Genomic DNA, 12,948 nt, shown 5'->3' with positions numbered 1-12,948 from the left:
AAAGAGTGTTCCTTGGTTTCAGACTACTTAGCTTGGCTAGTTATCTTTAACCTTCATTACTTGGTTTTGTTCTGAATCTTCTCAAATCCAAAGGTCCAAACCAGACCTTCTGTTTTTAGAATTTTCAGGGTTTTACATACTGTTCAATCTTCAATTATCAAGGTTCTCTGTGTTGTCGGCCTGTTCAGCAGCAACTTTTATATCTTATCACAGTCACTTGTGTTTGTCAACAACTTTTTTAACTTTTTTTCTTTCCTATCTTCCTGCGTTGTGGCTCTCACCGCAGCGCAAGAGATATCTTACCAGATGCTTCGACAATTGTCAACAACTTTTTTAACTTTTTTAATTATCATAACAATTCGCATTTCTTTCATTTAACAATAGGCGCCCGGCCACCTCTTCCCCATATTCCATTTACCTTTCCCACTTATTCCACTTACCTTTCCCACTTATTCCATTTACCTTTCCCACACATTCCGAACATGCCTTTTAACAATTCTGCCATATAAAAAATACAGCCATGGACCATCCATGGCTGCATCATACAATTAATTCAATCGGATTTATATATCTCCCATGTCGAACGCGTCTATCGCGCCGTCTACAGGAGCTTCCTCACTTGACTCTTCCGGCACTTCCTCAGCAATCTGGAACTCGGAAAGATATGCCTCCTCCGGAAGTCCCGCCAGGTACGCAGGAAGGTTAACCGCAATGCCATCCATATGATATGGCAGGGCCAGGGTCACATTGACGGTTTCTTCTGTGCCACCCTTTTCCTGGGTGATTTCAAGTGTCATATTAAACTTCTGCCCGATACAGGTTGCCATACCTCTTTCCTTGTCGCGGAGCTTTGCGACCTGTTCACCATCCACGAATACCACGACCTTATAGGGAGTGGTATAGGTCTGGCCATTATATTCCAGGGACTTATTGTCAATATACACCGTATGGCCACGGCCAATGAGCATCATGAAACCAGCAATAATGAGCAGGAGCAGGATGGCTCCCACCCTGAATAGAAGTGTACGTTTCTTTTTCAATTCTCCCCCTCCTCATCCTGTGCAAGCTGAAGCATCTGACCAGCTTTGCCCTTTGCTCTCCGTTTTTTTGCTTCATACATAATAAGGGCCAGCGTTATGACACCATAGGAGATGAACACACGGAAGTATTCGCCTATCATGGAATCGCCTGTAATCTTCGCACCAGCTGACGGCGCCACGATGAACATCAGATGGAACAGGATGACACCGAGGAATACGTTACCAATGGATGCCCTGTCCACAGAAGCCCCGCCCACAAGCAGCGCTGCAATACAGAACATACCTATCTGGGTATGGGAACTGTAGGTTGAGATATTACCCATGTTCTGCAGGTAGATGACCATGCCAAGACCAGCGAAAACCGTGGACATGACAATGGCAATGATCCTGGTACGCTCAACCTTGATACCGGCATCTCCGGCCACATCCATGTCCTGCCCCACGGCACGCATGTCCTGTCCAAGCTTTGTCTTCCTGAACCATATGATGAACAGACATAAAAGACCGATAACAATAAGGGTCAGCACCGGAATCTTAACACCGCCAATGCGGATTGCCAGCAGGTTATCAAGATACTGTCTCATGTGCAGAAGGCTGACCGTGTTGCGGACGCCATACCCCCTGGGCAGTTTGATGGAAGAATGCATGATTGGGATAATGGAACCCATCATATACAGAACCACCAGCTGGTATAAACCATTCATGAAAAAGCTGATGATATAACTGGTAATCATCTCCCTGCCTTTTGCCCTGTTTAACATTTTACCGCAAAAGATGCCCAACAGGATGGAAATGGGAATCGATATGATCATGGCAAGGATGATACCGGGAATCCCCCATATCTGCCAGTCAGCGGCAAAAATCAGGCCAATCTGACCAGCCATGGCTCCCAATGTCATACCAAAGTTAAGACCCATGCCAGCCATGATAGGGATTAGGAGGCTGAGGATCAGGAAGGCATTCCTTCCAAGCCTGGTCATAATCTCATTAAGCAGATATCCCGGAGAAAAACCGGATACCGGAATGCAGACGGCGCAGATAAGGATAAACATCAGCGGCACAGAGTTATTCCTGGCTAGTTCGACGATTCGGTTGCTGCCGTTATTTTTCTGTTTTGTGCTCATTTTGATCCCTCCGTCTTTCTGGTCAGAGCGTAAAGAATCATACCGTTCGATACAACGATACGGATAACCTCGCTCATATCCATATGAATCATGGAATTCATTACCGTTGGGGTCATGGTCACAATACCCTGGAACAGGAAGGTACCAATAATGACGTTGGTAATGGACGCCTTGTTAACTGATGCGCCGCCAATCAGGATGGCAGACACCGCAGGCAGCGCCATGTAGAACGGCGCCATATAGAGCTGGATGAATCCGAAGCCCTGCTCATACATCAGGATGCCGACCGCGGCAAGCCAGGTGGACATGATGACTGAAAGCATCCTCATCTTGTCAATGTTGATACCGGATGCCCTTGCAAAGTTCGGGTTTGAACCCACTGCCGTCATGGCTGTTCCGGTCTTGGTGTGGAGGAATGCCCACATCAGGAACGCAAGTACGGCAAAGAACAGGAGGCTGCCCACAGGTATGGAAAAATGTCCAATATGGATCTGCAGGAAGTTAGCCAGTACTTTGTCATAAAAGCCTTCCAGTGAAATGGTGGTACGAAGTCCCTTTCCTGACAGTCCCCAAACCATGGTAGGACTGCTGTAGGGCAGTAACAGCCACATCATACACATAAAGGAAACGGATGAGAAACCCACATATGTGGCAATCATCATTTCCCCGCCTTTAATCTTGTTTAACAGCCAGCCATAGCCGCCGCCAAACACCAGCGCAAAAGGCGTTGCAATCAAAATAGCCATGACAAAGCTCATAGGTCCGCTGAAACCGAACTGTATGGACATGGTTGCTCCCAGAAGACCTGATATGATGCCCAAAGGAAGACCAAAGTTAAGGCCGCAGCCTGAATGCACCATTGGCACCATGGCCAGAACCAGTACCGCGTTCCAGCTGAAACGGTTAATCGTGTTGGTTATCTGGGTGGGAAGGTCTGCCCCAACCAGCGGTGCCAGAATGAAGAGCGCCAGAAGGAACCCGGCGATGATTAATCTTGGCAGGCCAAAGTCATTTACAAATTCCCTGACTTTTTCTTTGTAGCCAGGAGTTGTTGTCGTATTTTCATTTTTTCCCATGCTGTCTCCCCCTTATTTAACCTGGCTGACCATGAGCAGGCCGAATTCTTCTGAAGATTCGGTCGCCGGCAGGATTCCAGCAATCTTACCGCCCGAAACAATCGCAATGCGGTCACAGGTTGTCCGCAGTTCTTCAAGCTCGGACGAAATCATGACCACCGTGACACCGTGTTCCTTGTTGAACTTCTTCAGGGCGTCCAGAACCAGCGATTTCGCACCGACGTCGATACCTCTCGTGGGTTCGGAAACAAACAGGAATTTAGGTTCAAGGGCAAATGCCTTGGCCAGGCACACCTTCTGCTGGTTACCGCCGGAAAGTTCCTTGGCCTTTTGCAGGGAACTGGTACATTTAATCATGAGTTCGTCGATGTACTTCTGGGTCACTTCATGGATGGCTTTCTCGTCCCTCCATTTAATCAGGCCGCCCAGATAGTTCTTAAGGAATTTGTCCTGGATCTGCATGGCGGAAAAAGCAATGTTCCACTCAAGTGTTTCGTCCAGCAGCAGGCCCACGTCCCTTCTGTCCTCGGAAACAAAGGCAAGGGATGAATCCAGGCACTTCCTGGGATTGTTAAGGGGAATGGCCTGTCCATCGAATTCCACTGAGCCGCCTGCTTCGTAGAGTCCCATGACTCCATTGGGAATGCCCAGCTTTCCCTGTCCAGCCAGACCGCCGATTCCAAGGATCTCGCCTTCCTTAATGTCCAGATTGACGTTGCGCACGGTCTCACCGGGCATGTCAACCCAGAGATTGCGGATGGACATGATGGTCCGGGCATCCGGGTTAATCCTGATGTCGGCCCTTTCACTGGACTGGATGTTCCTGCCCACCATCCACTTGGTAATGTCCGCCACATCCGTTTCCTTGGACGGCACATCCTTTACAACATAACCATCACGCATGATTACAACCGTATCGCATACGGTCAGGATCTCATGCAGGCGATGGGTGATGAAAATCACGGCAATGCCTTTGGCGGACATGCCGCGGATTGAATCTAACAGGGCCTCTGCCTCTTTCTCAGTCAATACGGCCGTAGGTTCATCAAGAATCAGCAGCTTCAGCTGTTCCTTGCTGAGCTCACGGGCAATCTCAGTGAACTGCTTATGCCCTACCGGCATGTCACTGATGACCATATCCGCATCAATCTTTACGCCCATTTTATCAATGGCCTGTGCAGAACGTCCGGCCATCTCCTTATAGTCCAGGGTATTTAATCTATCTCCAAAAACTTCTGAAATTATATTCTTCTTCATCGGTTCACGGTTTAACAGGATATTTTCCGTGGCTGTAAAACCCGGGATTAAGGAAAATTCCTGGTGAACCATGCCAATTCCCGCATTCAGCGCATCAAACGGTGTGGAGAAATTAACTTTCTCACCGTTAATCAGGACGTCTCCGCCATATCCGCCGGTTTCCCTGATCACATCCATACCGAAAAGGAGCTTCATCAGCGTACTCTTGCCAGCTCCGTTCTCGCCTACAAGGCCCAGCACCTCACCTGCTTTCAGTGTGAAGTTGATATCCGTAAGGACCTGGTTTCCAAAGAAATCCTTTTTGATATTCCGCATCTCCAACAAGGGAGTGTTGTCATTTATCATCGTTATGCCCCACTTAAAAACAGTAGGAGGAGAGTGAACTCCCCCCACTGTTGTCCAAATTTAGTATTATAAAGCGTCTTACTTAATGGTGAAGTATTTCTCTGGAACCTCAATCTGTGTAGAGCCCATGAAATGTCCGGGATCACCCATGATGTAGGTATCCTGATATACCAGGAAAACGTTGTCTAACTTAACGCCGGTTTCCACGTTGGTGTAGTTGGAACCATTCCACTCAGCCTTTGGAGAGAATACCTGATAAGCCTTGGCAATATCATCGATATCATCCAGCTCGCTCTCGCCATTAAGGACGTTCAGGGCGTGCTGCGCAAGACCTGCAGATGTTGTGTAGCCATAGGAATAAGCCCATGTTCCGAAGTGGTCAGCGCCACCTCTTTCAACGATGGTGGATTCAACCTTGGCAAGGATCTTATCAAAGTCTCCTGCCTCAGCAGTTAAGTCGATGCCCAGTGCGCCAGGATAGCCCATCAGCGGTGAAGGAAGGTCAGCCTCAATGAAGTAGCCGCCGTATTCCATCAGCTGCTTAAGCAGTGGCTCGGTATGTGCATCGTTGGTACAGAAGTAGGCAGCGTTCTTGCCATACTTCTCAACCCACTCCGGAACCTTCTCAAGGATGTATGCCTGTGCACCGGCAACGCCGACGTCAGAGGTTGGGTCTGGGGCAGTCTCAAGGACGAACTCCATGCCAAATTCCTTGCAGGCTTCCTTCATGACAGCCACACGGCGGCTCATGGTCTCATATGCCATATGACGTGGGAAGGAAATATGTACAAATGTGTCGCAGCCCAGCTCATGGGCGGTACGGATGATCAGGTAACCACGCGCAACGAAGTCGTTGTTGCAGACCAGGTCGGCAGCGCTTCCAATCTCCGGCAGGTCCTCATGGCCCTCACCTGCGATACAGATGATGTCGGGGCGGCTTTCTTTAATCTTACGGAAAGCTTCGGTTGTGCCCGGAACAGACTGGTTAACGATGATTGCCTTCATCTGAGGATCATCGGAAAGGTTAACAATCGTCTGAATGGTTGTTTCAAGTTCCTCTGTAAAGTTGTCAGGATAGATGGCCAGTTTAACCATATCCTCGCCATACATGGCCTGGAACGCCTCGGCGCCACGTCTGTCGTCCTCGGACTGTGACACAGAACCAGTGACGATACCGATGTGGAAATCGCCGGCGTCTGATGCCTCGGTCTCCTCTGCATCATCTGCCTGTGTGTCGGCCTGTGCATCGGGTGCCTTGGACTCGGTAGCCTGGGTGGCAGGTGCCTGGGTAGTGCCGGTGTTGGATCCGCCGCAGCCAGCAAGTCCCGTAACAACGGCTGCTGCAAGCAGAATGCTAAGATACTTCTTCATAACAAACCTCCAAAATCTAATTTTAAAAGGGGACAATAGGTACCTATTAATTGTAGCATATGCACATTTTTTGTCAACTATAAATCAACAGGTCGAAACAATATGCACGGTACAATGCGGGTAATTGTCCCCTCATCCGCCTACATCCCGCTGTCCAGGGTAAACCAGAATTCCACTCCTCCGTCTACATTTTCAACGCCGCAGGCCTTATTGTGGGAATCCATGATTGCCTTGACAATGGACAGCCCAATGCCGCTGCCGCCGTATTCCCTGGTCCTTGCCTTATCCACCTTATAGAACTTAGTCCAGAGATTCCCGATATCCTCCTGCGGAATATGCCGTCCGGTGTTGAAAACGGTAACCCGGACTTCGTTTCCATTATTTTCCAGACAGATTTCTATCCGTTTTTCCCCTTCCAGATGGTTCATTGCATTATTCAGGTAATTGGTGATGACCTCTTCTATCTTAAATTCATCTGCCCATACCCACACCGGCCCTTCCTGCTCAAATACAACGGAAGCCTCTTTCTGCTGGAGGAGTATGCCTGCGGATGAGAGTATGCCTTTAATCAGGGTCACGATATCAAACTGTTCCATCACAGGCATGTCATTGCCGAATTCAAGGGCTGTCAGGGTAAGAAGCTGCTTTACCATCTTGTTCATCTTATTGGCCTCGTCCATGATGACGTCACAGTAGTAATCCCTGCTCTCCGGGTCCTCCGCCATGCCTTCGGTCAGGCCTTCCGCATACCCCTGGATCAATGCAATGGGGGTCTTCAGCTCGTGGGATACATTGGCGATAAAGTCCTTCCTGGTCTCGTCGATGCGGATTTTCTCTTCTATATCCCTTTGAAGTTCATTGTTGGCGGTCTTCAGTTCCCCGATGGTTTCCTTTAATTTTTCCGACAATGTGTTCATGCTGTTGCCCAGGACGCCGATTTCATCCTCTGAACTTCCTGTGTAACGGGCCTCGAAATCCAGCTCCGACATCCGCGCCGAAAGGGCTGCCAGGGAACGGATGGGGGATACCACCATTTTCGTAGTACCGTACATAAGGATACTGCCGAACACCAGGGCCGCCAGACCCACATAGGCCATGAATTTATTGGAGATGTCCACGCTTTCGTGGATGCTTGCCAGGGGCATGGACATGATGAAGATGGTCCTGTTGTCGTCAAAAAAACCCCAGCTTTCCAGGTAATAGCCCTGGGAACGCCTGTCATAGCTTCTCTGTATCTTATAATTGTCTTCGGAAATCAGCGTCTCTGTCTGGGGTTCATTTTTCCCAAGTATATACTGGTGCACCCTGTCGGCCAGGAACCTTCCGTCCCGGTAGGAGGGCACCATGTTGTCGTTCATGCTGTCCACAATGGCAATGGTGATGTTATACTTCTCGCTCATCAGCCGGAGCATGCGGCTGGCCTCGGTCTGCTCCCCGTCCTTGGAATAAAGGCTTTGCAGGTCGTCTATGATGTTCTCGCCGTCCTCAGCCTTGTCAATGACAAATTCATTCAGCTGTTCATATGCTTCTTCCAGCAGTTTCAGCTTTTCATTGGTATAAAAACCTTCCAGGAAAAAGCTGTTCACCGCCCACAGGGTAAGGAGCACCGCTGCCATAAGGCCGATAAAAATCATGGTGAATCTCACCCTGATTGAATGTTTCATCCTTCACTCACCTCGAATTTATAGCCCATTCCCCATATGGTCTTAATATAATCCCCTTTTTCCCCCATCTTGCTGCGCAGCTTCTTCACATGGGTGTCAATGGTGCGGGCATCCCCGAAATAATCGTAATTCCACACATTGTTCAGTATCTTCTCCCGGGAAAGGGCAATGCCCTGGTTCTCCACAAAATAGCTGAGCAGTTCGAATTCCTTGTAACTCAGCTCAATCTCCCTGCCGTCTATGGTTACCTGATGGGCGGCCTTGTCAATGCAGATCCCGCCCACGTTCATATTCTCTGTTGAGACCACATTGCTCCTGCGCAGGATTGCATCCACCCTGGCCACCAGGATCTTGGGGCTGAAGGGTTTGGATATATACTCATCCACCCCCAGGGAGAATCCCTGAAGCTCGTCCCGCTCCTCGCTTCTGGCCGTCAGCATGATGACCGGTACCTGGGAATATTTGCGGATGGTCTTTAACACCTCCCACCCGTCCATCTTGGGCATCATCACATCCAGCAGTACCAGCGCAATGTCCTTTTGCGCGAAAAAGGTATCCACCGCCTCCTCGCCGTCTCCTGCCTCAATTACGGTAAAGCCTTTATTGGTCAGGAAATCCCTGACCAGCTTCCTCATCCTGGCCTCATCGTCTACCACTAATATCTTAAGCGCATCCATGGCTCAGCCTCCTTCACTTACTTAGGACTTATTTTAACAAAAAAGCTGGAAGATTTCCATGTTTTCACACAAGTTTCACAGCTTGGACATGATAAATACAAAAAACATCAAAAAAGCTCCGGAATCCTTCCCGGAGCCTGATATATCATCAGTATGGACCTCTATTCTTCTTCTAATTCATCCTCGCCTACAAGCTCGTCATATTCCTGGGCATCTAAAAGCTCGTCAAAGGCATCTGCCACAGCCTCATACTCATCATCGTCCTCGATGTTGTCCAGGGCAGGTTCCCCGTCCTCTGTCTCGCTGTAGCGGTAAAGATAGACTTCCCCTTCCTCTGAATCAGCGCCTTCAACCGGGAGAAGGGCAATATATTCACGCTCCCCTGCATTGAAAATGGTCAGTACCACACACTCCACCTCTGTGTCATCATCCAGGGTGAGGGTAACGGTCATCTCCTGCTCTTCCTCGTTTAAGTTCTTCTCATCTGCCATATTATGATTCCTCTCTTAATCTGCTTTCTTTAAATTGTGTATCTATTCTTACACTCTATCAGACTCACTGGAAAAATGCAAGAAAATATTCGCTCTAATATTCAATCCCCTCACGTGCAGATATCCCCTTTTCAAAGGGGTGCCTGCGCATGACCATTTCCGTGATATAGTCTGCACATTCCATCAACTCATCGGACGGTCCCCGTCCCGTCATGATGACCTCCAGGCCGCCGGGTTTGCCGCGAAGCATCTCAACCACCACATCTTCACGGACAAAACCCAGGCCGCAGGCGCCGATGACCTCATCCAGCACCAGCATGTCAAACCCGTCAGCCCCATCCTGGCCCGCTGCCATTTCCCATGCCATCCGGAACAGGTTATTGTAATATAGGGACGCCGCCTTCCTCTGGACATCTGACATTTCCCAGGAAAATCCGAAATTCTCATCGCAGGGAAGCAGGGTGATGCCAGGCACATGGCCCAGGCCCATCACTTCCCCTGAGTCATCTGTTTTCAGGAAACGGGCAATCAGCACCTTTTTCCCGCGCCCCGCTGCCCGGACCGCGCTGCCGACGGCTGCTGTGGTTTTTCCTTTGCCGTCCCCGTGATATATATGGATAAGACCCGTCATTGTCCCACCTCCTTAACAAACCGCGATACTTCCTGCTTTTTGTGGTACCGCTCTTTTACATAGTACACGTGAAGCCGCTCCTTTGCCCTTGTCATGGCCACGTAGAACATCCTGCGCTCTTCCTCCAGATCCTGGTCCAGCACGGCCTTGTGATGGGGGGTTATCCCCTCATTGGCATCCAGGATATAGACCACCCTGAATTCAAGGCCCTTGGAGCTGTGCATGGTCATCAGGCTGACGCCTTGTTCCGGGCCGTTTCCTCCCTGGGCCTGTTTTAACAGCTGCTCCCTGTAGGCGTCCATGTGGGCAAACCAGGCCTCATATGTCTTAAATCCTCCTGCGCTCTCCTGAAGCTGGTCCAGCACCTCGAACAGCTCCTCCACCTTCATCCTGCGCTCCCCTGCATATTCCCTGAGATATGAATCATAATCCACGGCCTTGCGGATATAGTTCACGGCCGCTGCAGGGGACATGCTTTTAAGCATGAGCAGGTCATACTCCAGCTGCTCAATCCTGTCTACCATCCAGCTCTTGTCCTGGTAAAAGGATTTCACCGCTTCCCAGTCCACGGTCTGGTGCTCCAGGGCATCCCGGCTTACGTAACGCTTAGGACGGTTGATGATGGAAAGGATATTGGCCCTGCAAAGGTCCCCTGACGCAGCCTTAATGTAGGACAGCACGTTCTTTATGATCCAGTGGTCATAAAGGTTGGGCACCGTGTCGCGCATGCTGAAGGGGATATTATACTCCATCAGCTTTTCTATGAGAAGCCTTGGCCCCATGTTCGTCCGGAAAAGCACTGCCATGTCCTGGTAGGCAATGCCCATGGATGCATAGTCCCGCAGCTCCATGGCAATTGCCAGGCTTTCATCCGTGGGCTCAGGCCACTCCCGGATATCAACGGGCCTCCCCAGCCCCCTGGCTGCCTTTATGTCCTTTTCAAACCGTGTCCTGTTGTGGGCAATCAGTCTGCCGGCCGCCTCCACAATCTGGCGGCTGGAACGGTAATTGGTGTCCAGAAGAAGCCGTCTGGCATCCGGGTAATCCCGCTCGAATCCCAGCATGAGTTTGGGCCTGGCGCCCCTGAAGCGGTATATGGACTGGTCATCGTCACCCACAATGAACAGGTTGTTCTCAGGCAGGGCCAGCATTTTCACAATCTCGTACTGGATCCGGTTAATATCCTGGAATTCATCGATTAGTATGTACTGGTATTTGTCCTGCCATGCAGAAAGGATATCCTGCCTCTCCTTAAAAAGCTGGTGGCACATGACCAGCATATCATCAAAATCCAGAAGCCTGTGCCGCCTCAGCTGTTCCTCGTATCCGCTGTACAGCTGCTTAAATACTTCCTCAGGGCAGTTTTTTGCGTAATAATGGTCCAGGTCCATCATCTCTCCCTTGACCATGCTGATCTCGCTGAGGATGGAGGATATGAATTCCCCCTCATCCTCCACCTCCAGGCCGCAGTCACCTAACTGTGCCTTTATGAACTGTATCCTCTGCTCTTCCCTTACAATATTGGACGCCTGGTACCGATAGGCAAGTTTAAGAATCAGAAAAAAGACAGAATGGAAGGTTCCGAAGGAAACCCTGCCGCATCCTGCCTGGGTCATCTGTTCATACCGCTCCTTCATCTCCCTGGCCGCCGCCCTGGTAAATGTTATCACCAGGATATGGGACGGGTCAACTCCGGCTTGCTCCGTAAGATAACGGACCCGGTTGGTAATGACTGTGGTTTTGCCTGAACCGGGCCCTGCCAGAACCAGCATAGGACCCTGCCTGTGCCGGATTGCTTTTTTCTGTGTATCGTTAAATGCCATCGCTGATTTTCTTTATGCCTGCCCTCAGTCTTGACAGGGACTCCTCTTTGCCAAGTACCTCCATGATTTCCGTGGCCCCGGCCGGTGTCATCTGCCTGCCGGAAACAGCGGTGCGGATTGGCCACATGACATAGCCTGTCTTGACGCCGTTCTCCTCCACATACCTGGAAAGGACCGCGTAAAGGGCATCATTGCTGTAATCCTCCTGGGCCTCCAAAACAGGAAGCAGGTCCGTAAGCACCTTCAGGGAGGTCTCACTGTTGGTCTTCATCTTCTTGTGGGTGTACATGGCAACATCGTACTCCGGCAGCTCCTCAAAGAAGTCAATATGTGCCGCTATGTCAGGGAATACTTCAATCCTTGTCTTGACCATGGCTGCTATCTTCCTAAGGTCCAGGTCCTTTTTGATCACGGACCTGATGTATGGCTCCGCCATCCCGTAAAACTTCTCAAAATCCATGGCCTTTATATACTCGCCATTCATCCACTTAAGCTTTGTCATGTCAAATACAGCCGGGGACTTGCTCATACGGTGATAGTCGAATTCCTTCACCATCTCCTCCAGGGAAAAGATTTCCCGGTTGTCCTCGGGCGACCATCCAAGAAGGGCCACATAGTTAACCACTGCCTCTGACAGGAAGCCCTGTTCCAGCAGGTCCTCAAAGGAGGAATGGCCGCTCCTCTTGCTCAGCTTGTGATGCTGCTCGTCCGTAATCAGCGGACAGTGCACGTAAACCGGGACCTCCCAGCCAAATGCCTGGTAAAGCCGGTTGTACTTGGGCGAGGAGGACAGATATTCATTGCCCCTTACCACATGGGTTATTCCCATCAGATGGTCGTCCACCACATTGGCAAAATTGTAGGTGGGGTATCCGTCCGACTTAATCAGCACCATGTCGTCCAGCTCAGAGTTGTCCACCGTGATATCGCCGTAAATCTCATCGTTAAAGGTGGTGGTTCCCGTGGTGGGGTTGTTCTGGCGGATGACATAGGGCAGGCCCGCTTCCAGGTTGGCCCTGATTTCCTCCTGGGACAGTCCCAGGCAATGCTTGTCATATGCCATGATTTCCTCGCCCCCCACTGTCTCCTTAAGGGATGCAAGGCGCTCAGGGGTACAGAAGCAGTAATATGCCTCCCCCTTATCAATCAGCTTCTTTGCATATTCCAGGTAAATGCCGGATGCCTGGCGTTCACTCTGGACATAGGGGCCCACCCCGCCGTCCTTATCCGGGCCCTCGTCATGGATCAATCCGGTGTCCTTAAGTGTCTGGTAGATGATTTCCACCGCGCCTTCTACATAGCGCTCCTGGTCTGTATCCTCAATGCGGAGAAGGAAATCCCCGCCCTCGTGTTTTGCAATCAGGTAAGCATATAATGCCGTCCTTAAGTTTCCCACATGCATCCTTCCGGTTGGGCTGGGTGCATATCTTGTCCTTACTCTGCTCATCT

Annotated in this window: 11 protein-coding genes; all 11 read right to left on the bottom strand. The window is 50.3% G+C overall.

Features of this window, described 5'->3' with window-relative positions:
• Window positions 1-563: 563 nt before the first annotated feature.
• Window positions 564-1,040, bottom strand: coding sequence for a DUF6672 family protein (locus LK536_RS57915; protein WP_227797273.1), 477 nt, complete (start codon window positions 1,038-1,040; stop codon window positions 564-566).
• Window positions 1,037-2,164, bottom strand: a complete 1,128-nt coding sequence (locus tag LK536_RS57910; RefSeq protein ID WP_227797274.1) for an ABC transporter permease — start codon at window positions 2,162-2,164, stop codon at window positions 1,037-1,039. Before LK536_RS57910 ends, LK536_RS57915 begins: the two co-directional genes overlap by 4 nt.
• Window positions 2,161-3,240 (bottom strand): ABC transporter permease, encoded by a 1,080-nt coding sequence (locus tag LK536_RS57905; protein ID WP_227797275.1) that lies wholly within the window; start codon window positions 3,238-3,240, stop codon window positions 2,161-2,163. The genes LK536_RS57910 and LK536_RS57905 overlap by 4 nt, the downstream gene beginning before the upstream one ends.
• 12 nt (window positions 3,241-3,252) lie before the next feature.
• Complete coding sequence (locus tag LK536_RS57900) at window positions 3,253-4,812, bottom strand: ATP-binding cassette domain-containing protein (RefSeq protein ID WP_506092273.1); 1,560 nt, start codon at window positions 4,810-4,812, stop codon at window positions 3,253-3,255.
• A gap of 108 nt (window positions 4,813-4,920) precedes the next feature.
• Window positions 4,921-6,213 carry a DUF3798 domain-containing protein gene (locus tag LK536_RS57895; RefSeq protein WP_008723055.1) on the bottom strand — a complete coding sequence of 431 codons (1,293 nt, stop codon included), beginning with the start codon at window positions 6,211-6,213 and terminating at the stop codon, window positions 4,921-4,923.
• 140 nt (window positions 6,214-6,353) lie between these two features.
• Complete coding sequence (locus tag LK536_RS57890) at window positions 6,354-7,877, bottom strand: sensor histidine kinase (RefSeq protein ID WP_227797277.1); 1,524 nt, start codon at window positions 7,875-7,877, stop codon at window positions 6,354-6,356.
• A complete protein-coding gene (locus LK536_RS57885) occupies window positions 7,874-8,554 on the bottom strand; it encodes a response regulator transcription factor (protein ID WP_008723051.1) in 681 nt (226 codons plus the stop codon). Before LK536_RS57885 ends, LK536_RS57890 begins: the two co-directional genes overlap by 4 nt.
• A gap of 161 nt (window positions 8,555-8,715) precedes the next feature.
• Window positions 8,716-9,045: a DUF1292 domain-containing protein gene (locus LK536_RS57880; RefSeq protein ID WP_008723049.1), complete on the bottom strand. Its 330-nt coding sequence runs from the start codon at window positions 9,043-9,045 to the stop codon at window positions 8,716-8,718.
• Window positions 9,046-9,139: 94 nt separating this feature from the next.
• On the bottom strand, window positions 9,140-9,676 hold the full coding sequence (locus LK536_RS57875) for a cob(I)yrinic acid a,c-diamide adenosyltransferase (protein WP_120058828.1): 537 nt from the start codon (window positions 9,674-9,676) through the stop codon (window positions 9,140-9,142).
• Window positions 9,673-11,499: an ATP-dependent helicase gene (locus tag LK536_RS57870; protein WP_227797278.1), complete on the bottom strand. Its 1,827-nt coding sequence runs from the start codon at window positions 11,497-11,499 to the stop codon at window positions 9,673-9,675. Before LK536_RS57870 ends, LK536_RS57875 begins: the two co-directional genes overlap by 4 nt.
• On the bottom strand, window positions 11,489-12,946 hold the full coding sequence (gene gltX / locus LK536_RS57865) for a glutamate--tRNA ligase (RefSeq protein ID WP_227797279.1): 1,458 nt from the start codon (window positions 12,944-12,946) through the stop codon (window positions 11,489-11,491). The genes LK536_RS57870 and gltX overlap by 11 nt, the downstream gene beginning before the upstream one ends.
• Between the last annotated feature and the right edge of the window lie 2 nt (window positions 12,947-12,948).

The sequence above is a fragment of the Clostridium pacaense genome (assembly GCF_020709765.2).
GTDB classification, from domain to species: Bacteria; Bacillota; Clostridia; order Lachnospirales; family Lachnospiraceae; genus Enterocloster; species Enterocloster hominis.
This window is presented reverse-complemented; position numbering and strand designations above follow the sequence as displayed.

What these genes read in the sequence shown, in the direction of transcription:
- LK536_RS57910 (WP_227797274.1), bottom strand. Translation starts at nt 2,164, where the DNA reads ATGAGCACAAAACAGAAAAATAACGGCAGCAACCGAATCGTCGAACTA.
- LK536_RS57895 (WP_008723055.1), bottom strand. Translation starts at nt 6,213, where the DNA reads ATGAAGAAGTATCTTAGCATTCTGCTTGCAGCAGCCGTTGTTACGGGA.
- LK536_RS57870 (WP_227797278.1), bottom strand. Translation starts at nt 11,499, where the DNA reads ATGGCATTTAACGATACACAGAAAAAAGCAATCCGGCACAGGCAGGGT.
- LK536_RS57890 (WP_227797277.1), bottom strand. Translation starts at nt 7,877, where the DNA reads ATGAAACATTCAATCAGGGTGAGATTCACCATGATTTTTATCGGCCTT.
- LK536_RS57900 (WP_506092273.1), bottom strand. Translation starts at nt 4,812, where the DNA reads ATGCGGAATATCAAAAAGGATTTCTTTGGAAACCAGGTCCTTACGGAT.
- LK536_RS57875 (WP_120058828.1), bottom strand. Translation starts at nt 9,676, where the DNA reads ATGACGGGTCTTATCCATATATATCACGGGGACGGCAAAGGAAAAACC.
- LK536_RS57885 (WP_008723051.1), bottom strand. Translation starts at nt 8,554, where the DNA reads ATGGATGCGCTTAAGATATTAGTGGTAGACGATGAGGCCAGGATGAGG.
- LK536_RS57905 (WP_227797275.1), bottom strand. Translation starts at nt 3,240, where the DNA reads ATGGGAAAAAATGAAAATACGACAACAACTCCTGGCTACAAAGAAAAA.
- LK536_RS57880 (WP_008723049.1), bottom strand. Translation starts at nt 9,045, where the DNA reads ATGGCAGATGAGAAGAACTTAAACGAGGAAGAGCAGGAGATGACCGTT.
- gltX (WP_227797279.1), bottom strand. Translation starts at nt 12,946, where the DNA reads ATGAGCAGAGTAAGGACAAGATATGCACCCAGCCCAACCGGAAGGATG.